The organism is Hyphomonas sp. (genome assembly GCF_046313975.1).
Lineage (GTDB): Bacteria > Pseudomonadota > Alphaproteobacteria > Caulobacterales > Hyphomonadaceae > Hyphomonas.
This window is the reverse complement of sequence record NZ_JBKBXB010000005.1, coordinates 83,795-107,095: the sequence shown is the minus strand read 5'-3', so window position 1 is coordinate 107,095 and position 23,301 is coordinate 83,795. Positions and strand designations below refer to the sequence as shown.

Sequence of the window (23,301 nt, the reverse complement as noted above, 5' to 3'; positions counted from 1 at the left end):
GGCGCGAGGTGCGCGGCTGGTTCGAAGCGGAGTTTCCGAAGGATATCATTGCGAAATACAAGGCCGGCGAGGCGCTGACGACGGCGGAGGTGCGCCGGTCGGAGATGGCGCTGGGGGCGAAGGGATGGCTGGCGACGGCCTGGCCGGTGGAGCATGGCGGGCCGGGCTGGGGGCTGGAGGAGCAGTATGTCTTCGACGAGGAGCTGGAGCGCGCGGGCGTGCCAACTGTGACGCCGATGGGCGTGATCTATGTCGGGCCGGTGATCTATACGTTCGGAAGCGAGGCGCAGAAGCAGCAATGGCTGCCAGGCATCCGCGACGGGTCGGTCGGCTGGGCGCAGGGCTATTCAGAGCCGGGGGCAGGGTCTGACCTCGCGAGCCTCACCTTTTCGGCGGAGCTGAAGGATGGGCGCTATGTGCTCAACGGGCACAAGATCTGGACCTCGGCGGCGCAGCATGCGGACTGGATTTTCCTGCTCGCCCGCACCAGCCAGCGCGAGAAGAAGCAGGAGGGCATTTCCTTTATCTGCTGTCCGCTCGATGCGCCGGGCGTGACGGTGAAGCCGATCATTTCCATCGACGGGGCGCATGCGCTCAACGAGGTGCTGTTCGAGAATGTCGAAGTGCCGGAAACAAACCGGATCGGCGAGGAGGGCAAGGGCTGGACCTATTCGCAATACCTGCTCGGCTTCGAGCGCACGTCCTATGCCCGCATCGGCGGCAAGCGGGCGATGCTGCGGCATGTGCGGGCGCTCGCGTCGGCGGGATCACCCGCGAGCAATGAGCGGCTGATCGATGATGCCGGGTTTGCGGCGCGGCTGGCGGCGGCGGAGATGGCGGTGGACGGGCTGGAGATGACGGTGTTCCGCATCCTCTCGGCGCAGGTCTCCGGCGGATCGGTGGGGGATGCGGCCTCGACCGTGAAGATCCTCGCGACCGAGACGCATCAGGAGATCACCGAACTGTTCCTCGATGCCGCCGGGCCGTTCGTGGGGCATAAGGCCCCATCCGCAGGGACTGGACCGCGCGATACGGCCAGCTATTTTGCGGGACGTGCGCAGTCGATCTATGGCGGCACGAATGAAATCCAGAAGAACATCATCGCACGCAAGGTGCTGGGGCTGTAAGTCATGAGACTGTTTGGGGTGCCGGCGGTGGCGCTGGGGTTGACGCTGGCCGGCCTGGTGCCGCTGGCGGCGGGGGCGGGCGTGATGTGGGCAGCGCGGGCGGACGCGGTGCTGCAGATGCAGGCGGCGCAGGCGCTGATCGTCTATGGCGCGCTGATCCTGTCTTTCCTCGGCGGGGTGCGCTGGGGCGCGGAAGTGAACGGGCAGGGCGCGGGCATTCCGCGCACGCCGCTGATCAGCCTGTCCGTACTCGGATCACTGGCGGGCTTTGGCATTGTCCTGTGGGCGCTGTGGTCGGTGGAGCTGTGGCCGGTGCTGGCGGCGCTGGCCGGCGCGCACCTTTTGCATGGTGTGTGGGATGCGGGCGGGGCGGGCCTGCCGATCTGGATGCGGCGGCTGCGCGGGTTTGCGGCGGTGGTGGCGGTAATTGCGCTCGGCGCGGCGGCGGCGAGCTATTTCGTCCGGTAGTGACGGAAGGTGATCGCGGCCGCGGCGAAGCTGATGCCGGCGAGAAGGGCGGAGATGACGCCGTTCCAGCCGGCCATAGACAGGCCGGCGATGTAGAACGGCGCATCCGTGCAGAGCGCGATGTTCATCGGCTGGTCGATGTCGCCGAAATTCATCGGGTCGGTGCCGGGTCCGCCGGAGCAGCCGTTCGGCGGCGGGAAAATCTTCCACTCGACGCCGGCATGGTAGAAGGCGACGACCACGCCGGTGAGGAAGGCAAGGCCGATCAGCACGTTGAGCGCGACGAGGAAGCGGCGCTTGGGCACGAGGCGCCAGAGGGCGAGGCCGGTGAGGGTCATCGCGATCAGCGCCCAGTAGACATCGCGCTGGCGCAGGCAGAGGGGGCAGGGATAGAGGCCGCCGATCTGCTCGAAGGCATGCGCGGCCGCCAGCATCGCGGCTGAGGCGAGGAGGGCGAGGACGGGCCAGCGCCAGCCGGTGAGGAGCGTCGTGAGCGCGTTCATGGCGGCGAGTTGAAGGCCATCGCCGGGCTCGCCGCAATGCGGCGGAGCGTCACGAACCGGTGAGGACGCCGGCGAGGAAGCCGAGGCCGGTGAAGGCGCCGAAGATCAGCATGCCGATCCAGGCGACGCCGAGGATGATGCCGGTGATGACCGCGAGCCCGTCTTTCTGCATCAGGCCGAAGGAGGCAATGGCGACGGCAAAGCCCGGCACGGTGTTGGTGCCCGGCAGGGGCACGAGGATGGAACAGCAGAAAAACACGAGAAAGGCGCCGACGACCTGTTCGGAGCGCGGGCCGGTGATGAAACTGAGGCGCGGGCGGATCAGCGCCTCGATCCAGCCGAACCATTTGCGCCCGCCGGTGGCCATCGCGGTGAGGCCGGCCTTGTCGATGCGGCGGCTGGCGAGCCCTGAGGGCAGCCAGGGCTCCTCGCGGCCGAGGAACATCTGCACGGCCAGCGCCATCATCGGCACGGCGACGATCTGCGGCACGATGTAGAGGAAGGGGATGCAGCAGGGCAGGGCGAGCAGGAACAGCGTGGCGCCGAAGGCGCTTTCGTCCAGCTGGTCGAAGATTTCGCTCAAGGTGAAGCCTTCGTCCGGAGCGGCGGCGGCCATCTGCTCGATGATCTGCAGGAGGGTGCGGGTTTCGGCGGTTGGGGTCATGGGGGAGGTCATAGCAGGCAGGCTATATCAGCGGGAGATTGACATATCACTTACCCCTCGGGCAGGAGAGGCCCTCACCCTCCCCAAGCGGCCCCTGTGGTGAAATGGTAGACGCGGCGGATTCAAAATCCGCTTCCGAAAGGAGTGCTGGTTCAAGTCCGGCCAGGGGCACCACCTTTGTTTTGATCCCGTATCGGCGCTTTGCGCCTCACATGGATCGGGCTCAGGGCTGCAAGCGCGAACCCAACGTCTGTTTCATCTCCGGCACCGCCCGTGCCAACAGCAGTCCAGCCGTTGATGGGTTTCCGGGGCTCGCCTAGAAGTTGGGGCAGCGCAAGGGGAGGGCATCTGCATGACGACGGCGCCGTCTCCGGTGATCGGGCGGATCGGGCATGAGCGCGAGCCGATTGTCATCATCGATGAATTCAGTTCGGACCCGGCGGGGCTGGTCGAGGCGGCAGCGGGCAAGCGCTATACGCAGCTTGGCCCGCACTATCCCGGCGTGCGTGCGCCGGCGGATGCCAATTATCTCGGCGAACGCATGCCGATCCTGCAGGATGTGCTGACGAACGTGTTCGGGCTGGCGAAGGGGGCGAGCCTCGTCGAGTGCAACTATTCGCTGGTGACGACGCGGCCCGAGGCGCTGCGGCCGATCCAGCGCCTGCCGCATTTCGACTCGACCGATCCGGGGCGGATCGCGGTGCTGCATTACCTGTGCGCGGGATCGCAGGGCGGCACGGCCTTCTACCGGCACCGGGCGAGCGGGTTCGAGACGGTGAGCCCGTCACGGATGGAGGACTATGCCGGGATGATCGAGGCCGAGGCGGCGCAGCAGGGTCTTCCGGGTGCGGACTATCTGCGCGGCGACACGGCGCAGTTCGAGCAGACCTACCGGGTGGAGGCGGTGTTCAACCGGCTGGTGATCTATCGCGGCTGGACGCTGCATTCCGGCACGATCCCGGAAGGTTTCGGCTTTTCCGATGATCCACGCACCGGGCGGTTGACGATCAATACATTCCTTCAGGCGCGGTGAAGCCGGATAAAGGATAGTCGGCTTCCGCGATGTAGCGCGAGGGACCGGTGCTGCGCGACTGGCTGGAATAGAGATGGAAGTGGCTGGCCTGCCAGGGCGGGCTGCGATGGGCCTGATGGCGCTCTGTCCAGGCGCGGGCCGCGTCCAGCGGCGTGCCATGGCAATAGGCGAGGGTGATGTGCGGCGTGTAGGGGCGCTTCTCCCGCGCGATGCCGAGACGGCGGGCGGCGCGCTCGCACTGGCTTGCGAGGGCGCGCAGCTCGTCGCTCTCGCGCACCCGGGCCCAGACGGCGGTGGGCTCGCGCCGGCCGAACCAGCCCGCGCCTTCCAGGGCGATGTCGAAGGCCGGCCGGTCGATGGCGCCGAGCAGGTCGTCGAGATCGCGGGCCTGTGTGTGGCTGAGCTCGCCATAGAAGCAGAGGGTGATGTGGAAGTTTTCCTCCGGCCGCCAGCTGGCACCGGTGAGGTCCTTCTGGAGCTTCAGGAGCGGCCGGGAGACATCCGGCGGCACCGGCAGGGCAGCGAAGAGGCGGAGCATGGCAGCGGTTTGACCATGAGGGCGGGCAAAAAGAAACCCGGCGCAGGGCCGGGTGAAAGTCGCTCTCTCTTTTATGATCTGGCTGAGGGGGTTCAGCCCGCGAGGGCTTCGAGTTTGCCGAAATGTTCGGCGAGCAGGTAATAGAAGGTCACGCGCGATTTCTGGCCCCCTTCGGCCTTCATCACCTCGCAGATGGCCTGGATGCCTGCGTCGAGTTCTTTCTGATTGTGCGCCAGACCCAGTTTGGTGCGGCACCATTTTTCGCGGATCCGGTCGAGTTCTCCATCATCGCTGCACGCCACGATCGAGGAGTCCTTGTTGCGCAGGGCAATGCCAAGGTGTCCGACGATCTTTTCAGCGGCGGCTTTATTGTAATTTTTTGCATACTTCTTGATATTCTCGGCATACGCCGATGCATCAGCCATGTTTTTCCCCTTTATAGCTGTGGCTTTTACTCAACTACCAAACTGCGAACTACACAGCCTGAATCCGCCTTTATGTTCGCCTAAGGTGCGAGTCAACAGTGATTAGCCGTTCACTGGCGAAGGGCGCGCGCGTATTACAAGTCAGGGTATGGGGACTTCAGCGTTACTTGTATTCGAGGTGCTTTTGCTTGGTGTTTCAAATACTTCCAAATGAATGTTTGCGCGATTTTGAGGTGCCTTTGCGGAAGGGCTGAAACCCCTGACTGAAATGTGAGGGACTGGCAGGTCCGGATTCTGTTGCAGAGCGAGGCGAAGGCCTCCATATATTGCACAAACAGCGCCCGGAGGGCGTCTGCGTTCAAAGAAAGGGTTCAACAACCGATGAATGACTTCAACCGGACTTTTGGGGCTATGGACGCCAGCACGATGGATACGTCCGTCAATGCGGGCCTGCGCACCTTCATGCTCGGGGTCTATCAGAAGCTGGCTCTGGGCATTGCGCTTTCGGGCGCGATTGCTTTCGTGGTCGGCTCCGGCATCGTGCCGGGTCTGACGCAGCTGCTGCTGGGCACTCCGCTCTTCTATGTCTTCCAGTTTGGCCCGCTGGCGCTGATCTTCGGGTCAGCCTTCCTGATGAAGAACCCGTCGCCGCTGGCGACCGGCATTCTCTACTGGACCATCGTCTCCATGCTCGGCGTCTGTCTTTCGATCTGGGTGCTGATGGCGATGTCCGGCTCCAGCGTGACGACGCGCGGCGGCGCCAGCATGACCGTCAACTTCCTGATCATGACCAAGGCTTTCCTGCTGACGGCTTCGGCCTTCGGCGCGCTGAGCCTGTTCGGCTACATGACCAAGATGAACCTGCGCCCGATCGGCATCATTGCCGTGTTCGCACTGTGGGGCGTGATCGGCATCTCGCTGCTGAGCTTCCTGTTCCCGCCTTCGGGCATGATGGAAGTGATCATCCAGGTGGCCGTGCTGGGGATTTCGGGCGTGCTGGTTGCTTTCCAGACGCAGGAGCTTAAGCAGGGCTATTTCGTCAATGAAGGCGACCAGCGCTCGCTGGCCGTGATGACGAACTGGGGCGCCCTCAACTTCTTCATCATGTTCTACAACATGTTCACGATCCTGATGTCGCTGCTCAGCCGCGACTGACCTGATCTGACCCCCCTGAACAGGCACCCCGCGAGACCCCTCGCGGGGTGTTTGCTTTTGGGCCGCATTGCGCGGCGCGGCAGGCTCGGCTAGGGGACCGGCGACACGGTTTCCGCGCCCATATTCCGAGGAGATACACATGGCCCGCAACAAGATTGCCCTGATCGGCTCCGGCATGATCGGCGGTACGCTCGCCCATATCAGCGCCCGCGAAGAGCTGGGCGACGTGATCCTGTTCGACATCGCGGAAGGCCTGCCGCAGGGCAAGGGTCTGGATATCGCCGAGTCGACGCCGGTTTACGGCGCTTCGGTCGACCTGAAGGGCGTCAATGACTATGCCGGCATCGCCGGAGCGGATGTCTGCATCGTAACTGCCGGCGTGCCGCGCAAGCCGGGCATGAGCCGGGATGACCTGCTCGGCATCAACCTCAAGGTCATGAAGGCCGTGGGCGAAGGCATCAAGGCGCATGCGCCGAACGCGTTCGTGATCTGCATCACCAACCCGCTGGACGCGATGGTCTGGGCGCTGCAGCAATTCTCCGGCCTGCCGACCTCGAAGGTGGTGGGCATGGCGGGCGTGCTGGATAGCTCGCGCTTTGCCTATTTCCTGTCCGAGAAGACCGGCGTGTCGGTGGCCGACATTCATGCCTGGACGCTGGGCGGGCACGGCGATGACATGGTGCCGATGGTGCGCCACTCGACCGTGGGCGGCCTGCCGCTGACCGAACTCGTCAAGCAGGGCTGGATGAGCCAGGCGGAACTGGACGCTATCGTCGAGCGCACGCGCAAGGGCGGCGGCGAGATCGTGAACCTGTTGAAGACCGGCTCTGCCTATTACGCGCCGGCCGAGTCCGCGATTGCGATGGCGAAATCCTATCTCGGCGACCAGAAGCGCGTTCTGCCGGTCGCGGCCTGGTGCACCGGCCAGTTCGGCGTGAAGGACATGTATGTCGGCGTGCCGACGCTGATCGGCGCCGGCGGCGCGGAGAAGATCGTCGAGTTCGACCTGAATGCGGACGAGAAGGCGATGTTCGAGAAGTCCGTCGCCTCGGTGAAGGGCCTGGTTGAGGCGTGCAAGGGCATCGACCCCAGCCTCGCCTGATCCCGCATGGCTTCCGGCCCTGTGATCGAAACGCCGCGCCTGATCCTTCGTCCTCCGCGGGCGGAGGATTATGAAGGCTTCTGCGCGCTGATGGCGGATGAGGAGACGGCGCGCTTCATCGGCGGCGTACAGCCGCGCGAGACGGTGTGGCGAACGTTGTGCGTGCTGGCGGGGGCGTGGACAATCCGCGGCTTTTCGATGTTTTCAGTGGTCGAGAAGGAAAGCGGGCAATGGATCGGCCGGCTGGGGCCGTGGCAGCCGGACGGCTGGCCGGGTACGGAAGTGGGTTGGGGGTTCCTCGCCTCCGCGCAGGGCAGGGGCTATGCCCTCGAAGGCGCGGGCGCGGCGATGGACTATGCGGTCGACATTCTCGGCTGGGACGAGATCATCCACTGTATCGATCCGAAGAATGCGCCCTCGATCAAGGTGGCCGAGCGGCTCGGATCACGCAAGCTGCGCGAAGCGGTCGCTCCGCCGCCCATCCCGCACACGGTATGGGACGCGTACGGACAGACGGCGGAGGACTGGCGCGCGCGCCGGGGCGGCTGAGGGATCAGCAGCCGTCATCGTCGTGATCGTCGATCTCGAGCTTGACGATTTCGCCGGTGCTGCGGCGGATGTCGATTTCGATTTCGCGGCCATTGGCCATGCAGCCTTCGATTTCCCACTTGCCGTCATCGCGCTCGATTTCCTTGAGGCGCGTCATGCCTTCGGCGCGGGCGATGTCGAGGGCTTCCTCACGGCTGACGGAGCCGGTGGCAGGAGCGGCGAGGAAATCGTCAGCGCCCTGTGCGAGGACGAGCGGTGCGGGTGCAGAGATGAGCAGTGCGGCGAGCGGGGCAGCAAACATGAGCTTCATGGGAGTTTCCTTTCTTGCGGGACGTATCCGGGACTGCCCCGGCGTTGAGGCGGGTTTACGCGCCGGGCTCTGAGCGCGCCCTGACATGCGCTGTCAGGGAGCTGTCAGTTTGCGGAAGGGGCTTGATCGGCGCGCGGCGGCCTGCAAGGCAATGCGGTCATGGACTATCATCCGAGTGTCAGTTCCGATCCCGCGACGCGCATCCGGCTGGCGCTGGACGGCGCGGTCGAGGCGCTGAAGATGGCGCGGCGGGAAGCGGCGGGCGCGCGTGAGGACCGGGAGCGCCTGCGCTGGGTGGCGGTAGGCCTGGTAAGCGCGCTGCAATGTTCGCTGGTGGCGGCGCTGTCGGGATATGACACGGCGACGCTGGAGGCTGTGCTGGACTCGCCGCAGGATGACCGGGTCGCGCCGGTGTCGCTGCTGCTGCGTCGGGCGCGGTCGCAGGAATATCTTTCGCCGCCAGAGAAGCTGGAGATGACGACGGGGCGGCTGCATGCGATCGAGCGGGTGGTGAGCCTGCGCAATGCAGGCGTGCACGGATTGGACGCCGAGCCGCCGGAGAGTTTCTTTCGGGATGCGGAAGTCCTGCTGGATGTGATCCGGCACCTTGCCGTCAATGCGCCGACATATGATCGCAGTAAATTCCGTGTACAGAATATATTTCTCGCAGAGCTCTGCGCCGGACTTTACCAGGACCTTAACGCGCTGCGCCGCTAGAAGACGGCGTTCGCCGCGCCCGCGATTAACGTCAAAGTGACTCATCTCGGGCAAGGGTGGCCGGATGCGCCGTCCTGCTGCCGTTCTTGCGAGCCTGTTTCTCGTGCCCCTGCTGATGGCGGTGGCGCCCGATACGTTCACGCGCGCCGAGCTGGACGCGCTGGAAGCCGAGCGCACCTCTGCGGTCCGGCAGCTGGCTGCGCTGGAGAAGGAAGGGCAGGCAACGGTTACGGACCTGCGCACGCTGGATAACGATCTCCTCTCGGCCGCGATGGAAGCGCGCCGCCGCGAGGAGCAGGCGACAAAAGCGGAGCGGTCGCTGGTGGACCTGCGGGTGCGGCGCGAGGTGGCGCATGCGGAACTGATCGAGAGCGAGGCGGCGCTGGGCGATCTGCTGGCCGCACTTGCCGCCGCCAATCGCCGGCGGCCGCCGGCGCTGGTGGTGAGCCCTGACAATTCCGGTCTCGCGATCCGCCGCGCCATCCTGATGCAGGCAACGTATCCGAAACTGGAAGACCGGGCGGCGGCGATCTCGGCGGAGATTGCCGGCCTCAATGCGCTGGAGACGAACATCCTTGCCGAGCAGGCGCGGCTGGCGGCGGCGGAGGCGACGCTGGCGCTGAAGAAGGAGGAGATCGAGCGGCTGACGGCGCAGAAACGGTCTGCCTTCGAGGGCATTTCCGGCAATGCCGAAACGCTGCGCCGCCGCGCGGACCAGCTGGGCAAGGATGCCGGCACGCTGCGCGACTTGCTGACGGCTCTGGAGCGCAATGCACCGGATGCGCCGGGGCTGAAGCCGAAGGATCGCCCGCAGCTCGCGGCGGTGCGAACGACCAAGCCGAAGACGACCACGACGCCGAAAGCGGGGGAGGTGGCCTCGCCTGTGACCAAGCCGCTGGGCAAGTCGTCGCTAGGCGGGCTGAGGCAGCCGGTGGCGGGCACCCTGCGCTATGGGTTTGGCGACAAGATGCCGGGCGGGGCGAAGGCCGAATGGCTGGTGTTCACGACACGGGCGGAGGCCCAGGTGGTGGCTCCGGTCAACGGGACGGTGGAGTATGCCCGGGCGTTCAGAAGCTACGGCCAGATGCTGATTTTGCGTACAAGCGACGGATATAATGTTATTCTTTCCGGGATGAGCCGGATTTATGTATCCGAAGGTCAGTCCGTGAATGCCGGGGAGCCGGTGGGCCGCATGCCCAACCGGGATGATCCTGCACCCGAACTGAGTGTGGAATTGAGGCTTGGCGACCGGGTGATGAATCCGGCAGAGTGGATGTCCGGCGGCAAGTGAGGGTCGCTTCGATGATGATGGAGTGGAATATGCGTTCATTGCTGACCGGTACGGCGCTGGGTGGGATTCTCGGTGCGGCGGCCGTTGGCTTTGCAGCGATGGCCTGGCCCCAGCAGGACACATCCAAACCAGAAGACCCGCGGGCGCTGACCTACCAGCAGATCGAACTCTTCGCCGAAGTGTTCGCCCATGCCCAGAAAGACTATGTCGTGCCGATCGACGAGACCGAGGCGATGTCGGCCGCGATCAATGGCATGCTGACCTCGCTGGACCCGCATTCGAGCTATCTCGACCCGGAGGATTACCAGTCGCTGCAGGTGCAGACCTCGGGCGAGTATGGCGGCCTCGGCATCGAAGTGACGATGGAAGACGGCGCGGTGAAGGTGATCTCGCCTATGGACGGCACGCCGGCAGCGCGCGCCGGCATCCAGCCGGGCGACTTCATCACCGCCATCAACGGCAAGCCGATCCTCGGCCAGACGCTGAATGATGCGGTCAAGGAAATGCGCGGGCCGAAAGGCACCGAGATCGAGATCACCGTGCTGCGCGAAGGCACCGAGCCGTTCCCGGTGAAGCTGGTGCGCGAGGTGATCCAGCAGAAATCCGTGACTTGGCGCGTCGAAGGCGGCGATATCGGATATATCCGCGTCTCCACGTTCAATGAGCGCACCGACCTGCTGCTCGAAGAGGCACTCGACGCGCTCGGCCGCGGGCCGAAGGTGAAGGGCATTGTGCTCGACCTGCGCAACAATGGCGGCGGCCTGCTCGACCAGGCGGTGAAGGTTGCTGACCATTTCCTGTCCGGCGGCGAGGTTGTCTCGACGCAGGGGCGCCGGCCGGTGGATGTGGCGCGGTTCAACGCGACGCGCGGCGAAGTTTTCAAGGGTGTGCCGATCGCGGTGCTGATCAATGGCGGCTCGGCCTCGGCTTCGGAAATTGTGGCCGGCGCGCTGCAGGACCGGGAGCGGGCGCTGGTCGTCGGCACGACGAGCTTCGGCAAGGGTTCGGTCCAGTCGGTGATCCTGCTGAAGACGCTGCCGGGTGCGATCCGCCTGACGACGGCGCGCTACTACACGCCTTCGGGCCGCTCGATCCAGGCGCTCGGCATCGAGCCGGACGTGATGGTGACGCAAGTGCGCCTGACCGAGGAAGAACTCGCCAAGATCCAGCGCTGGTCGGAAGCGGACCTGCCGCATGCCCTCGAGAACGAGACCGGGGAAGGGCGCAAGGCGCTACGCATGCCGGACGAGCAACCGCCGGAAGATTATGCGGGCGAGGATTACCAGCTGGAAACCGCGATCCGCCTGCTCCGGGAAGGCCGGGCCCAGCCCTCGCGCCTCGCTATGGCAAATGACTGATTGTTAACCTTCCGGAAGGCCAAAAGTCCCGGATTTGTTAGCAGCTGGTTACAGCGCGAAGACCAATTGTTTTCCTCCTGTTAACCCTGCCGGGTGATCTTCGGGGCTTGTTTCACCGCCCTGTTCAATGAGGTCAGTCCAATGGGTTACCGGCGCGAGTCCGAGCCGTCTCCGCTCCGTACGGGGATCGTGCATGCGGGCATGAGCCTTGCCGTTTTCGGCGGGCTTGCGGCTTCGCTGGGCGCGGGCATCCATGTGGTGGCCGATCCGGAATCGGCGGGTCCGCGCCAGACGCTTGCCCTGTTCGACACGGTCGATGATGTCCTGGAGTCCCAGGCGCAGGCGCGGGTTGCCGATTTTGACGGCTTCGAAGGCGCGGCGGATTTCGACACGGTCGAGACCGCGAGCGCGCTGCAGCTGGCGCTGACGGAGCTTGAAGGCGAAGCATTGCGGATCGAAGTGACGGGCGGGCAGGGCGGCCCGGCGGTAAGCGCGCGCGATGCGATCCGGATCAATGGCCAGATCGTGCGGTCCGGCGAGTCGCTGAGCCAGGTGCGCAGTATCGGTATCCCGTCAGGAACGGCGGTGCGCGTGATGGCGGCGAACTCGGCCCCGGCGCCTGTGAGCGCGAAGAAGCCGGCCAGCAGGGCGCCGGCAGACGTGTATGCGCGCAGCTTCTCCAATGCCGACGGCCGCCCGATGGTGGGCCTTGTTATCGGCGGGCTGGGCATCAACGCGACGCAGACTCAGCTGGCGATCGATGATCTGCCGGCGGAAGTGACGCTATCCTTCGCCCTCGATTCCAAACGCCTTGACTACTGGATCAAGACCGCGCGCGCCGATGGCCATGAAGTGCTGATCGAAGTGCCGATGGAAGCCTATGATTACGGGCGCATGAAGATGCACCCGGACACGCTGCTCGCTGCGGCGGATGCGAAATCGAACCTTGCGCGGCTGGATGCGATTCTGTCGCGCACGTCGGGCTATTTCGGGGTCGTGAATTATCAGGGTGCGAAGTTTGCCGCGAATGCGGATGCGAGCAGCGCTGTCCTGCAGCGTCTCGCGGATCGCGGTATAGCCTTCATCGATGATGGCAGCGTCGAGCGCGGCGGGTTTGCGTCGCCGGCACGGGCGAGCGGCGTTCGGTATGCGCGTGCGGCAGGTCCGATCGATACACGACAGTCGCCGGATGAAATCAATGCCGAGCTGCTCGATCTCGAGACGCTCGCGCGGGACAAAGGGGCGGCGTTCGGCTCTGGTTATGCTTTCCCGGTGACGGTTGAGGCGGCGAAAGTGTGGATCGCGCAGCTGCCGGAAAAAGGACTCGTGCTGGCGCCGGTGTCGGCGATCACCAGGGAGCGCAGCGCAGCTGCCGGCAACCCGGAGGTGCGCACTGGCAGCCTCGGGCTGTCTGGTCTAAATACTGGCGGGTGACCCAGTCCAAGTTCGACTCCAGCCTGTATCGACCCAATGTCGGCCTTGCGATGTTCTCGAAGGCGGGACACGTCTTCGTTGGCCGGCGCGTCAATGGCCGCGGGCCGTTCCAGTGGCAGATGCCGCAGGGCGGAATCGATGAGGGCGAGAGCGCGCTGAAGGGCGCGCTGCGCGAACTCGAGGAGGAAATCGGCGTTCCGGAAAAACTCGTCGATGTGCTCGAAGAGACGCCCGACTGGCTGCACTACGAGTTTCCCCCCGATCTGAAGAAACGCCTGCCGGGCCCGTATCTCGGGCAGAGGCAGAAATGGTTCGCGCTGCGCTTCAAGGGCTCGGACAGCGATGTGCGGCTCGACCGGCATACGCCGGAATTCGATGCCTGGCGCTGGGCGAAGCTGGAAGAGACACCCGACCTGATCGTGCCGTTCAAACGGCCGGTCTATCTGGAAGTGTCGATCCGGTTCCGCCGCTGGACGGAGCCGGTGCTGCCGGGCAAGGTGCCTCAGGGCTGAACGCCGGGAGGGCCGCGTGCCGACATTGCTGATGATCCACGGGATAGGCTGCGACGCGAGCGCCTGGGACCGGATGAAACCGATATTCGAGGCAGGCGGCTGGACCTGCGAGGCGATCACGCTGTTTGCGGACCGGCGCGTGCGGGAGAACCCGCCAGCGAGCCTGCCGGAGCTGGGGCTGGCGGAATATATTGAGGCCGCAGCGGCCGAGGCGCGGCACCTGGCAGCGCGCGACGGGGCGAAACCCGCCGTGATCGGACATTCGATGGGCGGCCTGATTGCGCAGGTGCTGGCGGAGCGCGGCGAGGTGTCGAAGGCCGTATTCCTGACGCCCGCGCAGACCAAGGACTGCTCGGCGGTCGGCCTGCCGGTGGTGTGGACCTTCCTCAACGTGCTGCTGCAACAGGACCGGAAGAAATCCTACAAGGTGTGGAAGTCCGGTTTTCGCTGGGGCGTGCTGAACCGTGTGCCGAAAGAGCTCCATGACGAGATCTATGCCGGGGCGCTCTACGATTCCGGCAAGGTGTACGGCGATATCAGCGATGGCATCACGGTTGAAGAAGCGAAGGTGATGATCCCGACACTGACGATTGCCGCAGGGTATGACCGCGCGACCCTGCCGCAGGGCGTGCGCAAGGTGGCGGCTAAGTATGCGCGCAGCCCGGTGAAGGGCGACTTCATTGAGTATCCTGACCATGGGCACTGGATCATTGATGAGCCGGGTACGGACAGGGTGGCTGCGGATATTCTCGGCTGGCTGGGCCGGTAGCGCCGGAAATGAAAAGGCGCCCGCCGGGGCGAGCGCCTTGCGGGTGCCTGAGAGGCCTTACTCGGTCTTTGCCGTCACGTTGGCCGTGCCGGAGGAGCCCTGCGAGGTGGTGTAGGGGGTGGAGTGGCCCACCTCTTCACCCCAGGCTTCGAAGGTGGCGCAGTTTTCCGCCTCGCCCATCATCGAGCAGATCGTGCGGGTGTCCTGATCCATCGTGTAGGCGACCGCCGGGCCGCCATTGAAGCTGACCGTGCCATCATCGGAGAAGACAGCGACGACCTTGTCCGCACCGCTGGCGGGAACGAATTCGACAGTCGTTGAGGCGGCCATCGCCGGCAGGGCGAAGGCGGAAAGAAGGGCGAGGGCGAGGGGTGTCTTCATGGCGGTCATCTCCCGGTGTGGTTCTGTTTTGGCGAACTCTACTCGGCGGGCTTGTTAGCAGGCCTCTGCGGGGCGCAACAGACCGGAAATGAAAAGCGGCCCCCACATTGCTGTTAGGGCCGCCGGAAGGTCTGGATCAGAGCCGGATCAGACCGGCTGTTCGCACATGCGCAGGAAACGGTTGCGCAGGTCGGCGTCGGATTTGAACACGCCGGTGAACTGGGTCGTGATGGTGGTCACATGCTTGTGGTGCACGCCGCGGGTGGACATGCACTGATGCTCGGCTTCGATGAAGACGGCGGTGCCCATCGGGGCGAGGCTTTCGGTGATGGCATCGCAGATCTGCGCGGTCATCGTTTCCTGCGTCTGCAGCCGCTTGGCGAAAATCTCGACCACGCGGGCGAGCTTCGAGATGCCCACGACGGCGGCCGAGGGCTTGTAGGCAACGAAGGCCTTGCCGATGAAGGGCGCCATGTGGTGTTCGCAATGGCTCTCAACCTCGATGTTGCGGAGCATGACGATGTCGTCATAGCCCTGCACATCCTCAAAGGTGCGGCTCAGGTATTTGACCGGGTCTTCGCCATAGCCCTCGAACCATTCCTTGTAGGCGTTGACGACGCGCTTGGGCGTGTCGATCAGGCCTTCACGGGCCGGGTCATCACCGGCCCAGGCGATGAGGGTGCGGACGGCCTGCTCAGCCTCTTCCTGCGTCGGACGGCGGAGGGTTTCCGCGCGCTGGATTTCATTCTTGGGAGTCACGGCGTCCATAGCCATTGGTTTTCCTTCACTGAGGGACGGGGGTCGAGCCGGGGCCACCAGGGCACGGACTTAACGCCCGCCCGGAGTTGCTACCCTCAGGGCGATAGGTTGAACATAGGGCCGGGGGCTCCCGGTTTCCAGCGCTTTCTACGGGGAAGGTCAGGAGATGGATGTGCGCAATCTTGGCTTTCGCTGCGTCAAGTGATAGGGCAGCGGTCATGAACCGGCCTGCGTTTACCTTTTCGTGCTGCCGCGCCTGTTGTTGCTGACCCGGCAACAGGCCATTAGGGCTGCCTGAAACAAGCCCTGATTGACCCCACGATACGACCGACCGACGCGAGACCAGGATGACCCTCCGACTGCATGATACCGCCGCGCGCGAAAAACGCGTGTTCAGGCCCCAGGACCCGAAGCGGATCACCGTCTATGTCTGCGGCCCGACGGTTTATAACTATGCCCATATCGGCAATGCCCGCCCGCCCATCGTGTTCGATGTGCTGCGCCGCCTGCTGCGGGCAACCTATGGACCCGGCAGTGTGGTGTTTGCCCGCAACATTACCGATATCGAGGACAAGATCATCAAGGCCTCGCTGGACACCGGCGAGCCGATTGCGGCGATCACCAAGCGGTATGCGGACATCTACAATGCCGACATGGCGGCGCTGAATGTCTTGCCGCCGACGGTGGAGCCCTGGGCGACGGATCATGTCGCCGAGATGATTGCCATGATCGAGAAGCTGGTGCGCAAGAAGTATGCCTATGTGGGCAGGGACGGCGTATGGTTCTCGGTGGCGGCAATGTCCGACTACGGAAAATTGTCCGGCCGCAAGCCGGAGGACAATGAGGTGGGTGCGCGCGTCGATCCGAGCGATGACAAGCGCGCGCCGGCGGACTTCGCGCTGTGGAAGTTTGCCAAGCCGGGTGAGCCGGAAGATGCGATCTGGGACTCGCCCTGGGGCCGGGGACGGCCGGGCTGGCATATCGAATGCTCGGCCATGGCGGAGAAACATCTTGGCCGCACGCTGGACATCCATGCCGGCGGGATCGACCTGCAATTTCCGCATCATGAAAACGAGATCGCCCAGTCCGAATGCGCGCATGGGGAAGTGATGGCCAATTACTGGCTTCATAACGGCTTCCTCGACATGGGCGGGGAGAAGATGTCGAAATCGCTCGGCAATGTCGTTCTGGTGCATGACCTCCTGAAAGAGTGGCCGGGCGAGGTGATCCGCTTTGCCATGCTGAGCGGGCATTACCGCGCGCCGCTCGACTGGACGCCGGAGCTTTTGAAACAGGCGAAGACGACGCTCGACCGCATCTATGGCGCGCTGCGCCGGGTGTGGGAGGCGGAGGGCGGCCGGGCGACCTACCGGGTGATCCGCGAGGCGCTGGAGGATGATCTCAACACGCCGGAAGCGCTGGCCGCGCTGTCGGGCATTGCGTCTGCGGCGAACACGGCAGCAGACCAAGGCGACCATGAGATGATGGCGGCAACCCGCGCGGACCTTCTGGCGGCGGGCGAATTGCTCGGCCTGCTGACGATGACGCCGAAACAGTGGGAGCAGGGCGGCGACACGGACGAGGCAGCACGCATTGATGCGATGGTGGCGGCGCGCGTGGCGGCGCGCACGGCCAAGGACTGGGCGGAAGCCGACCGGATTCGCAAGGCGCTGGCCGAAGAGGGCGTCGAAATCATGGACGGCGCAGGAGGCAGCACATGGCGGCGGATCTGAAACGGCGGGGCGTGATCGCACTTTTCGCGGGATTGATGCTGGCGGCGTGTGCGACGGCGCCTGCGCCAGTGCCGGAGGTTTATCCGTCTGCGGAGGATGCGATTATTACGCTCTATCTTGTGCGCCACGGCGAGAAGGAACAGGGCGATGATCCCGATCTCTCGACGGCCGGCAAGGCGCGGGCAGAGACGCTGGCCAAGCGGCTTGAGGGCGCAGAGCTCACGGAAATCTGGTCGACGCGGACGAAGCGCACGCAGCAGACGGCGGCGCCGATGGTGAAGCAGACGGGCCTGCCGGTGCAGCCTTATGACGCGACGACGCTGCCGGCCTTTGCGAGCTGGCTGCTGGATACGCCGGGCGTGAAGCTGGTGGTCGGCCATTCGAACACAACCGATGCGCTGGCGGCGCTGTTTGGCGCTGATCCCGGCCCGCCGATTGATGACAAGACCGAGTTTGACCGGCTTTACATTATCTACATCGACAAGGACGGTCTCGTCAGCTCCCGCATCGAGCGCTACGGCGCGTCATCCGCAGGTGCTGAATGAACCGTGATGGCACGCGCGCGCCCGTGACCAATCTGCGCACACTTCTGCGCTCGCTGGTGCTCAATACCGAGGGCGAGACGGTTACGGTCCGTGAGCTGATGAATGCTGTTGGGCGCCGGGCCTATGGGCCGGTGCTCCTGCTGCTCGGCTTCATTGCCGTCAGCCCGCTGACGATCATACCGGGATCGAACTGGTTTGTGGCGACCATCACGCTGATCTTTGCCCTGCAGATCGTTGTCGGGCGGCGCACACCCTGGCTGCCGAAGGGGGCGCTGGATTTCAGTTTCAGCCGCGAACTTCTGGTGAAAGGAGCGGCAGAGGGCGAGAAATATGCGGTCATGGTTGACGCGCTGGTGAAGCCGCGCCTGACCTTCCTGACTGAATCGCCCTTCGTGCAGATCGTGGCGCTGCTCTGTGTGCTGGCTTCGCTGCTGACCTATCCTCTGGGGCTGGTGCCGTTCGGGCCGCTGCTGCCGGGACTGACAGTGCTGCTGCTGGGCCTCGCGCTGACGGCGCGGGACGGGGTGGTGGTGCTGTTTGCAGCGGTGACGTTTGGCGCGGCGACCTACATTCTCTGGACCATCCTGCCGAAGCTCGCGCACCTCTGGCCGTTCTGAACTGCAGGGGCCAATCTGTCGAAACCGTAAATTGTGCCGGGCGCCGCTGGCGGCCAGAGTGTGCGCATGGCTTCAGGGCCATTTCTACACCCCCACCCTTTGGTCCGGCCGCCTCAGCTCCCGCGCTCAGGCGGCCGCTTTTTGCCGGGCTTGCAGCAGGGCCGCCACCGGGCCATCTAGGGCGGCATGAGCGAGCTTTATCACAACCGCATCCTCGAACTCGCCGCCGGTATTCCGCATGTCGGGCGGCTGGCGGATGCCGAGGGCTCGGTGCTGAAGGTCTCGCGCGTCTGCGGCTCGACGGTGAATGTTGATGTGAAGCTGGATGCGGCGGGCGAGCGGGTGGTTGCCATTGCCGTGGACCCGAAGGCCTGCGCGCTGGGGCAGGCTTCGACCTCGATTCTCGCGGAGCATGCGGTGGGCGCCGCTGTCGAGGAAATCCGCTCGGCGCGCGACAGCCTGCGGGCGATGCTGAAAGACGGTGCGCCGCCGCCGGAGGGCCGGTTCTGGGAACTGCGCCATCTGGAACCGGTCGCCGACTATCCGCCGCGCCATGCCTCTACGCTGCTCGCCTTCGAGGCGGCGGTGGCAGCGATCGAGGAAGCGCTGGCGGCCCGGGCGGCGGCGTGATGGGCCTGCGCCGGCGCATCGCCTATGCCCTGCTCGCGGTCTACAAGCATGGGCCGAGCCAGGTGTTCCAGCTGTTCGGGGCGCGGTGCCAGCATAGCCCGACCTGCAGCGAATACGGGGCGGAATGCGTGGCGCGCCATGGCTGGTGGCCGGGGGGATGGATGGCGCTGGCGCGCTTCATCCGGTGCCGGCCGGGGGGCAGCCACGGCTATGACCCCGCCCCGGACACGAAACCCGCCGTACCGTTCTGGCAGCCCTGGCGCTATGGGGACTGGACATCCGGCCCGAGAGACGGTCCCGGAGGCCTGGTTGAAACCCGGCCCGAGGCGTGACATACGGGCCGCATGAACGCTGGCTTTTTTCTCACCGGGCTCACCCCGCGAACTCGTCAGGGTGCATGACGCACCCCTGAAGGCGCACCTGCGCGCCCCGTTCATGCACCCGTAAAGCCTGACGCCCCGGCGCTGCCTGAAAACTCAGGTAGGATTCCCGGTAAAGCCGCGTTAATCACGGCCCGCCAGAACCCATGCCGGATTCCCAAGATTCTCCCGCCGGGACGGAACGTCCTGCGGCCCGATACAGAAACTGAAGACCCATGATCCAAGTTACGCTCCCCGATGGCTCGAAACGCGAATACCCGGACGGCGCCTCGCCGCTGGACGTGGCCGAGTCGATCTCGAAATCCCTCGCCAAGAAGGCGCTCGCCGCCAAGGTGGATGGCCAGATGTGGGACCTCGTGCGCCCGCTGGAAGGCGACGCCAGTGTCGCCATCATCACGGACAAGGACGCCGAAGGCCTTGAGCTGATCCGCCATGACGCGGCGCATGTTCTCGCGCAGGCGGTGCAGGAACTTTATCCCGATGCGCAGGTGACGATCGGCCCGGTCATCGATGATGGCTTCTATTATGACTTTGCGCGCAAGGAGCCGTTCTCGACGGAAGACTTCGAGCGGATCGAAGCGAAGATGCGCGAGATTGTCGATGCCGACTATCCGATCATCCGCGAGGTCTGGCAGAAGGAAGCGGCCATCGCCGAGTTCAAGCGCATCGGCGAAGACTACAAGGCGCAGATCATCGACGACATCATCCCGCCGGGCGAGCCGATCACGGTGTATCGCCAGGGCGCGTGGTTTGACCTCTGCCGGGGGCCGCATCTTCCGTCTACGGGCAAACTGCCGAAGGCGTTCAAGCTGATGAAGCTGGCGGGCGCCTATTGGCGCGGCGATCATCGCAACGAGATGCTGCAGCGCATGTATGGTACGGCCTGGGCGAACGAAAAGGACCTGAAGGAACATCTCCACCGTCTCGAGGAGGCCGAGAAACGCGACCACCGTAAACTCGGCGCACAGCTCGACCTGTTCCATCTCGATGGCATGGCGGCGGCGGGCTCCGTCTTCTGGCATCCGAACGGTTTCCAGGTGTGGCGTCAGATCGAGGCTTATATGCGTCGGCGCCTCGATGCGTCGGGCTATGAGGAAATCAAGACGCCGCAGCTGATGGATTCGGCGCAGTGGGAAAAATCCGGACACTGGGGCAAGTACCGCGAGAACATGTTCATCGTGCCGGACTTCATTCCGGCCGGCGACGAGGGCGTGGAAATCTCCGTGCCGGAAGATGCCAAGCTGATGGCACTGAAACCGATGAACTGCCCGGCGCATGTCGAGGTGTTCAAGTCCGGCCAGAAATCCTACCGCGACCTGCCGCTACGCCTTGCCGAGTTCGGATGCTGCCATCGCAACGAGCCGCACGGCGCCATTCACGGGATCATGCGCGTGCGCCAGTTCACGCAGGACGACGCGCACATCTTCTGCCGCGAAGACCAGATTGTCGAGGAATCGATCCGCTTCTGCCGATTGCTGGAAAGCGTCTACCGCGATTTCGGCTTCGAGAAGATCGCGGTGAAACTATCGACGCGTCCGCCCGTGCGCGCGGGCGATGATGCGACATGGGACCGGGCCGAGGCGGGCCTGCAGGCGGCGGTCGATGCGGCCGGCCTGCCGTGCGAATTGCTGCCGGGGGAGGGCGCGTTCTACGGGCCGAAGCTCGAATTCCAGCTGACGGATGCCATCGGCCGGGTCTGGCAATGTGGCACGCTGCAGCTCGACTATGTGCTGCCGGAACGTCTGGGTGCGGAATATACGGCCTCCGACGGCTCGAAGCAGCGCCCCGTGATGCTGCACCGCGCGATCCTCGGCTCGATGGAACGCTTCATCGGCATCCTGATCGAGGAGTTTGCCGGGGCCTTCCCGATCTGGCTGGCGCCGGTGCAGGTCGTCGTCGCGGCGATCTCCGATGATGCGGCGGGCGGTTACGCTGAAGACGTTGCCGCTGAGCTGCGCAAGGCAGGCCTGCGGGTCGAGGTCGACCGGCGCAACGAGACGATAAATTACAAGGTCCGCGAGCATTCGCTCAAGAAGGTGCCCGTGATTGCGGTCGTCGGCGCGCGCGAGGCGGAGGAGCGCAAGGTGGCGCTGCGCCGGCTCGGCTCGAATGGTCAGCAGATTCTTTCGCTGGACGAGGCACTGGTTTCGCTGGCGCAGGAAGCGCTGCCGCCGGATCTGAAGCGCGCAGGCTGATACCAATGCGGTGACAAGAGGCGCCGGCCCCGGCTAAATGGAACCCACATGAAGTACGGGCCGGTCCTTGCTGTTGCGTTTGTCCTCTGGCCCGTGATGTCGGCGCTGGGCGGGCAGGGGTTTGCGCCTCTGGTCGGCCTGACCGGCATCGCGGTGCTGTTCGTGGCGCGCCCGCGCTTGCCGCCGGCCCTGTTTGCCGCCATCGGTTTTGCCTTCGTTGTCTGGGCTGCGCTGAGCCAGCTCTGGTCGGGAGCGGAGGGACGGTTCTTTTCGGGAAGCTTTGCGGAAGGCACCTTCGCGGTTGAAGCCCGAAGCCTCTCTTTCCTGTTGCTCGCGCTGACTTCCGCGCTGACGATTGCTGCGACGCTGCGTGCGGCGTCCGCGCCGCGTGCGTCCGGTGTGGTGGCGGCGATGCTGGGCATGCAGGCCGCGCTGCTGATCGCGGCGACGCTGCTGATGGAGCCCGTGCTCGCCTGGGTCTATGGGGATGACGCCTCGCGGCTGCATCAGGGCGCGCAGAATATCGGAAGGGGTGCAAACACGCTGGCACTCGGCCTGCCGCTGCTCCTGCCGATGCTGGTCTTCCGCTGGCGGACGATTGGCACGGTACTCGCGGCAGCGCTCACGGTCGGGGCGTTCGCCTGTTTCGTGATGCTCGGAGCCGATTCCGCCCTGTTCGCGATCGGCGGCATGGCCGCCGCGATCGGGCTCGTGACCATCCTGCCGCGCATGGGGTTTCGCTGGTTGTTCGGATTGATCGGCGGGTATATCGCGGCAGCGCCGGTGTTCTACGCGGTGATCATCCGCCTGGCCGATCCGTTCGTGCACCACCTGCCGGCATCGTTCCGTTCGCGGCTCTGGTCCTGGGAAACGGTGATCGGCAAGATGACGGAGGCGCCGTTCATCGGCCATGGCATCGGGGCCACGCGCGGATGGAAGGAAACCTTTGCCTCACGTCCGGACTGGCTGGCGCAGCTGCCGGACTTCTGGGCGACGTACCGGATCGTGCCGGGCCATCCGCACAACATGGCACTGCAGATCTGGGCCGAAACGGGCATGATCGGCGCTGTCCTGGCCGCGCTTGCGGCCGTGGCTCTGGGCTTCCATCTGCCCCGGCCGGAGGCGCTGCGGCCTGAAATCCGCTATGCGGCGGCCGGGCTCGCCGGCGCGGCGGCGGTGATCTTCAGCTTTGCCTACAGCCTCTGGAATGAAGGCTTCTGGGCCTCGCTCGTGCTGGCGGCGGCGGCGATCATCCTGTGGCACCGGACGTTGCGGGACGACGCCGGATGACGCCGCAGATTTCCGCGCTGGTGGTCAGCTATCGCACCGGCCCGCGCCTTGCCGAATGCCTGTTCGCGCTGCGCGGTGATCCCGTGATTTCCGAGATCGTGATTGCCGACAATGGCAATCCGCCGGACGCGGTGGCCTGGCTTGACCGTTTCGTGGCGGCGACCCCGAAGGCGAAACTGGTGCGCCTGCCCAATCCGGGTTTTGGCGCCGGGGTGAATGCGGCGGCGCGGATCGCGACGGGTGACTTTTTCCTTGTGATCAATCCCGACTGCGTGCTGAAGCGGGGGGCGGGCGGACGGCTCGCGGAGGCGCTTGCGGGCAAGCCTGACGTCTCCATCGCGGGCGGACGTATCTTTGATCTGCAGGGCAGGGAGGAGCGCGGCGCGCGGCGCAACACGCTGACGCTCGCGCGGGCTCTCGGCATTGGCCGCTGGACGCTGGAAAAGAACCCTCTGCCGGACGGGCCGGTCCCGGTCGGGGCCGTGTCCGGCGCTTTCTTCCTTATGCGGAGGGACGGGTATGAGAGGCTGGGCGGGTTCGACGAGGGTTATTTCCTGCATGTCGAGGATGTCGACCTGTGCCGCCGCGCGCTGGAGGCGGGCGGGGAGGTGATCTTTGTTCCGGCAGCCGGCGCGCTGCATTACGGCTCCACCTCGGATGCGCCCTCCGCTTTCGTCACCGGGCACAAGGCGAAAAGCCTGGCCCGCTATTTTCGCAAGTTCGCAAACGGGCCGCTGGAGCGTCTTGTGGTCGAGGCGGGGGTGCCGTTCATTGGCCTCGCGTTGAAACTCAGGGGCTGAAAAGCGAAAAGCCCCG

General features: G+C 65.1%; 27 protein-coding genes and 1 tRNA gene. 21 read left to right on the top strand and 7 right to left on the bottom strand.

Annotation, left to right across the window (positions count from 1 at the left end; genetic code table 11):
* Positions 1-1,127: acyl-CoA dehydrogenase family protein (locus ACK4TE_RS03520; protein ID WP_409910095.1), on the top strand; the 1,127-nt coding region annotated here is incomplete at its 5' end.
* 3 nt (positions 1,128-1,130) lie between these two features.
* Complete coding sequence (locus ACK4TE_RS03515) at positions 1,131-1,595, top strand: DUF3429 domain-containing protein (RefSeq protein WP_409910094.1); 465 nt, start codon at positions 1,131-1,133, stop codon at positions 1,593-1,595.
* Here the strand turns inward: ACK4TE_RS03515 and ACK4TE_RS03510 are convergent.
* Together ACK4TE_RS03510 and ACK4TE_RS03505 are read right to left on the bottom strand one after the other, a co-directional pair.
* Entirely contained in the window at positions 1,580-2,098 is a 519-nt protein-coding gene (locus ACK4TE_RS03510) for a disulfide bond formation protein B (RefSeq protein WP_409910093.1), read from the bottom strand. The two genes, ACK4TE_RS03515 and ACK4TE_RS03510, sit on opposite strands and share 16 nt — an antisense overlap.
* Before the next feature lie 49 nt (positions 2,099-2,147).
* Positions 2,148-2,762 (bottom strand): exopolysaccharide biosynthesis protein, encoded by a 615-nt coding sequence (locus tag ACK4TE_RS03505; protein WP_409910092.1) that lies wholly within the window; start codon positions 2,760-2,762, stop codon positions 2,148-2,150.
* A 90-nt stretch (positions 2,763-2,852) separates the two neighbouring features.
* Here ACK4TE_RS03505 and ACK4TE_RS03500 point away from each other — a divergent pair.
* Positions 2,853-2,936: transfer RNA gene (locus ACK4TE_RS03500), tRNA-Leu, on the top strand.
* 178 nt (positions 2,937-3,114) lie between these two features.
* A complete protein-coding gene (locus tag ACK4TE_RS03495; RefSeq protein ID WP_409910091.1) occupies positions 3,115-3,795 on the top strand; it encodes a DUF6445 family protein in 681 nt (226 codons plus the stop codon).
* Here ACK4TE_RS03495 and thpR read toward each other — a convergent pair.
* Positions 3,770-4,333, bottom strand: a complete 564-nt coding sequence (gene thpR / locus ACK4TE_RS03490) for an RNA 2',3'-cyclic phosphodiesterase (protein ID WP_409910090.1) — start codon at positions 4,331-4,333, stop codon at positions 3,770-3,772. The two genes, ACK4TE_RS03495 and thpR, sit on opposite strands and share 26 nt — an antisense overlap.
* Before the next feature lie 92 nt (positions 4,334-4,425).
* Positions 4,426-4,758, bottom strand: coding sequence for a DUF2853 family protein (locus ACK4TE_RS03485; protein WP_409910089.1), 333 nt, complete (start codon positions 4,756-4,758; stop codon positions 4,426-4,428).
* 411 nt (positions 4,759-5,169) lie between these two features.
* Here ACK4TE_RS03485 and ACK4TE_RS03480 point away from each other — a divergent pair, with 411 nt between their 5' ends.
* The 3 genes from ACK4TE_RS03480 to ACK4TE_RS03470 all read left to right on the top strand — a co-directional run bounded on the left by ACK4TE_RS03480 (position 5,170) and on the right by ACK4TE_RS03470 (position 7,564).
* Complete coding sequence (locus ACK4TE_RS03480) at positions 5,170-5,913, top strand: Bax inhibitor-1 family protein (protein ID WP_409910088.1); 744 nt, start codon at positions 5,170-5,172, stop codon at positions 5,911-5,913.
* A 139-nt stretch (positions 5,914-6,052) separates the two neighbouring features.
* Positions 6,053-7,015, top strand: coding sequence for a malate dehydrogenase (gene mdh / locus ACK4TE_RS03475; protein ID WP_409910087.1), 963 nt, complete (start codon positions 6,053-6,055; stop codon positions 7,013-7,015).
* A gap of 6 nt (positions 7,016-7,021) precedes the next feature.
* Positions 7,022-7,564, top strand: coding sequence for a GNAT family N-acetyltransferase (locus ACK4TE_RS03470; protein WP_409910086.1), 543 nt, complete (start codon positions 7,022-7,024; stop codon positions 7,562-7,564).
* A 4-nt stretch (positions 7,565-7,568) separates the two neighbouring features.
* Here ACK4TE_RS03470 and ACK4TE_RS03465 read toward each other — a convergent pair whose 3' ends face one another.
* The gene (locus ACK4TE_RS03465) at positions 7,569-7,874 is read right to left on the bottom strand and encodes a PepSY domain-containing protein (RefSeq protein ID WP_409910085.1); all 306 of its coding nucleotides are present in this window, start codon (positions 7,872-7,874) and stop codon (positions 7,569-7,571) included.
* 159 nt (positions 7,875-8,033) lie between these two features.
* Between ACK4TE_RS03465 and ACK4TE_RS03460 the strand changes: the two genes are divergently transcribed.
* The 6 genes from ACK4TE_RS03460 (at position 8,034) to ACK4TE_RS03435 (ending at position 13,955) form a co-directional block, all read left to right on the top strand.
* Positions 8,034-8,591, top strand: a complete 558-nt coding sequence (locus tag ACK4TE_RS03460) for a hypothetical protein (protein ID WP_409910084.1) — start codon at positions 8,034-8,036, stop codon at positions 8,589-8,591.
* Between the two features lie 64 nt (positions 8,592-8,655).
* Positions 8,656-9,882, top strand: a complete 1,227-nt coding sequence (locus ACK4TE_RS03455; protein WP_409910083.1) for a murein hydrolase activator EnvC family protein — start codon at positions 8,656-8,658, stop codon at positions 9,880-9,882.
* Positions 9,883-9,911: 29 nt separating this feature from the next.
* On the top strand, positions 9,912-11,240 hold the full coding sequence (locus tag ACK4TE_RS03450; protein WP_409910082.1) for a S41 family peptidase: 1,329 nt from the start codon (positions 9,912-9,914) through the stop codon (positions 11,238-11,240).
* A gap of 141 nt (positions 11,241-11,381) precedes the next feature.
* On the top strand, positions 11,382-12,674 hold the full coding sequence (locus ACK4TE_RS03445) for a divergent polysaccharide deacetylase family protein (RefSeq protein WP_409910081.1): 1,293 nt from the start codon (positions 11,382-11,384) through the stop codon (positions 12,672-12,674).
* On the top strand, positions 12,671-13,186 hold the full coding sequence (locus ACK4TE_RS03440) for an RNA pyrophosphohydrolase (RefSeq protein WP_409910080.1): 516 nt from the start codon (positions 12,671-12,673) through the stop codon (positions 13,184-13,186). Before ACK4TE_RS03445 ends, ACK4TE_RS03440 begins: the two co-directional genes overlap by 4 nt.
* A gap of 16 nt (positions 13,187-13,202) precedes the next feature.
* On the top strand, positions 13,203-13,955 hold the full coding sequence (locus ACK4TE_RS03435; RefSeq protein ID WP_409910079.1) for an alpha/beta fold hydrolase: 753 nt from the start codon (positions 13,203-13,205) through the stop codon (positions 13,953-13,955).
* A 57-nt stretch (positions 13,956-14,012) separates the two neighbouring features.
* Here ACK4TE_RS03435 and ACK4TE_RS03430 read toward each other — a convergent pair whose 3' ends face one another.
* Together ACK4TE_RS03430 and folE are read right to left on the bottom strand one after the other, a co-directional pair.
* Entirely contained in the window at positions 14,013-14,336 is a 324-nt protein-coding gene (locus ACK4TE_RS03430) for a hypothetical protein (RefSeq protein ID WP_409910078.1), read from the bottom strand.
* 147 nt (positions 14,337-14,483) lie between these two features.
* Positions 14,484-15,104 (bottom strand): GTP cyclohydrolase I FolE, encoded by a 621-nt coding sequence (folE, locus tag ACK4TE_RS03425; RefSeq protein ID WP_409910097.1) that lies wholly within the window; start codon positions 15,102-15,104, stop codon positions 14,484-14,486.
* A gap of 338 nt (positions 15,105-15,442) precedes the next feature.
* Between folE and cysS the strand changes: the two genes are divergently transcribed.
* The 8 genes from cysS to ACK4TE_RS03385 all read left to right on the top strand — a co-directional run bounded on the left by cysS (position 15,443) and on the right by ACK4TE_RS03385 (position 23,285).
* On the top strand, positions 15,443-16,828 hold the full coding sequence (cysS, locus tag ACK4TE_RS03420; RefSeq protein WP_409910077.1) for a cysteine--tRNA ligase: 1,386 nt from the start codon (positions 15,443-15,445) through the stop codon (positions 16,826-16,828).
* Positions 16,813-17,373: a SixA phosphatase family protein gene (locus tag ACK4TE_RS03415; protein WP_409910076.1), complete on the top strand. Its 561-nt coding sequence runs from the start codon at positions 16,813-16,815 to the stop codon at positions 17,371-17,373. The genes cysS and ACK4TE_RS03415 overlap by 16 nt, the downstream gene beginning before the upstream one ends.
* The gene (locus ACK4TE_RS03410) at positions 17,370-17,990 is read left to right on the top strand and encodes an exopolysaccharide biosynthesis protein (RefSeq protein ID WP_409910075.1); all 621 of its coding nucleotides are present in this window, start codon (positions 17,370-17,372) and stop codon (positions 17,988-17,990) included. Before ACK4TE_RS03415 ends, ACK4TE_RS03410 begins: the two co-directional genes overlap by 4 nt.
* A gap of 186 nt (positions 17,991-18,176) precedes the next feature.
* Positions 18,177-18,620, top strand: a complete 444-nt coding sequence (locus tag ACK4TE_RS03405) for an iron-sulfur cluster assembly scaffold protein (RefSeq protein WP_409910074.1) — start codon at positions 18,177-18,179, stop codon at positions 18,618-18,620.
* Entirely contained in the window at positions 18,620-18,952 is a 333-nt protein-coding gene (gene yidD, locus ACK4TE_RS03400) for a membrane protein insertion efficiency factor YidD (RefSeq protein ID WP_409910073.1), read from the top strand. Before ACK4TE_RS03405 ends, yidD begins: the two co-directional genes overlap by 1 nt.
* A gap of 263 nt (positions 18,953-19,215) precedes the next feature.
* Positions 19,216-21,195, top strand: coding sequence for a threonine--tRNA ligase (thrS, locus tag ACK4TE_RS03395; protein WP_409910072.1), 1,980 nt, complete (start codon positions 19,216-19,218; stop codon positions 21,193-21,195).
* A gap of 48 nt (positions 21,196-21,243) precedes the next feature.
* Positions 21,244-22,485, top strand: coding sequence for an O-antigen ligase family protein (locus ACK4TE_RS03390; protein WP_409910071.1), 1,242 nt, complete (start codon positions 21,244-21,246; stop codon positions 22,483-22,485).
* Entirely contained in the window at positions 22,482-23,285 is an 804-nt protein-coding gene (locus ACK4TE_RS03385) for a glycosyltransferase family 2 protein (RefSeq protein WP_409910070.1), read from the top strand. Before ACK4TE_RS03390 ends, ACK4TE_RS03385 begins: the two co-directional genes overlap by 4 nt.
* The last annotated feature ends 16 nt before the right edge of the window (positions 23,286-23,301 follow it).

Coding starts and splice junctions, on each gene's coding strand:
- ACK4TE_RS03480 (WP_409910088.1), top strand. CDS start 5,170: ATGGACGCCAGCACGATGGATACGTCCGTCAATGCGGGCCTGCGCACC.
- mdh (WP_409910087.1), top strand. CDS start 6,053: ATGGCCCGCAACAAGATTGCCCTGATCGGCTCCGGCATGATCGGCGGT.
- ACK4TE_RS03445 (WP_409910081.1), top strand. CDS start 11,382: ATGGGTTACCGGCGCGAGTCCGAGCCGTCTCCGCTCCGTACGGGGATC.
- ACK4TE_RS03505 (WP_409910092.1), bottom strand. CDS start 2,762: ATGACCCCAACCGCCGAAACCCGCACCCTCCTGCAGATCATCGAGCAG.
- ACK4TE_RS03410 (WP_409910075.1), top strand. CDS start 17,370: ATGAACCGTGATGGCACGCGCGCGCCCGTGACCAATCTGCGCACACTT.
- yidD (WP_409910073.1), top strand. CDS start 18,620: ATGGGCCTGCGCCGGCGCATCGCCTATGCCCTGCTCGCGGTCTACAAG.
- ACK4TE_RS03430 (WP_409910078.1), bottom strand. CDS start 14,336: ATGAAGACACCCCTCGCCCTCGCCCTTCTTTCCGCCTTCGCCCTGCCG.
- ACK4TE_RS03405 (WP_409910074.1), top strand. CDS start 18,177: ATGAGCGAGCTTTATCACAACCGCATCCTCGAACTCGCCGCCGGTATT.
- ACK4TE_RS03460 (WP_409910084.1), top strand. CDS start 8,034: ATGGACTATCATCCGAGTGTCAGTTCCGATCCCGCGACGCGCATCCGG.
- folE (WP_409910097.1), bottom strand. CDS start 15,104: ATGGACGCCGTGACTCCCAAGAATGAAATCCAGCGCGCGGAAACCCTC.
- ACK4TE_RS03515 (WP_409910094.1), top strand. CDS start 1,131: ATGAGACTGTTTGGGGTGCCGGCGGTGGCGCTGGGGTTGACGCTGGCC.
- ACK4TE_RS03470 (WP_409910086.1), top strand. CDS start 7,022: ATGGCTTCCGGCCCTGTGATCGAAACGCCGCGCCTGATCCTTCGTCCT.
- ACK4TE_RS03415 (WP_409910076.1), top strand. CDS start 16,813: ATGGCGGCGGATCTGAAACGGCGGGGCGTGATCGCACTTTTCGCGGGA.
- ACK4TE_RS03495 (WP_409910091.1), top strand. CDS start 3,115: ATGACGACGGCGCCGTCTCCGGTGATCGGGCGGATCGGGCATGAGCGC.
- cysS (WP_409910077.1), top strand. CDS start 15,443: ATGACCCTCCGACTGCATGATACCGCCGCGCGCGAAAAACGCGTGTTC.
- ACK4TE_RS03450 (WP_409910082.1), top strand. CDS start 9,912: ATGCGTTCATTGCTGACCGGTACGGCGCTGGGTGGGATTCTCGGTGCG.
- ACK4TE_RS03390 (WP_409910071.1), top strand. CDS start 21,244: ATGAAGTACGGGCCGGTCCTTGCTGTTGCGTTTGTCCTCTGGCCCGTG.
- ACK4TE_RS03385 (WP_409910070.1), top strand. CDS start 22,482: ATGACGCCGCAGATTTCCGCGCTGGTGGTCAGCTATCGCACCGGCCCG.
- ACK4TE_RS03455 (WP_409910083.1), top strand. CDS start 8,656: ATGCGCCGTCCTGCTGCCGTTCTTGCGAGCCTGTTTCTCGTGCCCCTG.
- ACK4TE_RS03510 (WP_409910093.1), bottom strand. CDS start 2,098: ATGAACGCGCTCACGACGCTCCTCACCGGCTGGCGCTGGCCCGTCCTC.
- ACK4TE_RS03485 (WP_409910089.1), bottom strand. CDS start 4,758: ATGGCTGATGCATCGGCGTATGCCGAGAATATCAAGAAGTATGCAAAA.
- thpR (WP_409910090.1), bottom strand. CDS start 4,333: ATGCTCCGCCTCTTCGCTGCCCTGCCGGTGCCGCCGGATGTCTCCCGG.
- ACK4TE_RS03465 (WP_409910085.1), bottom strand. CDS start 7,874: ATGAAGCTCATGTTTGCTGCCCCGCTCGCCGCACTGCTCATCTCTGCA.
- thrS (WP_409910072.1), top strand. CDS start 19,216: ATGATCCAAGTTACGCTCCCCGATGGCTCGAAACGCGAATACCCGGAC.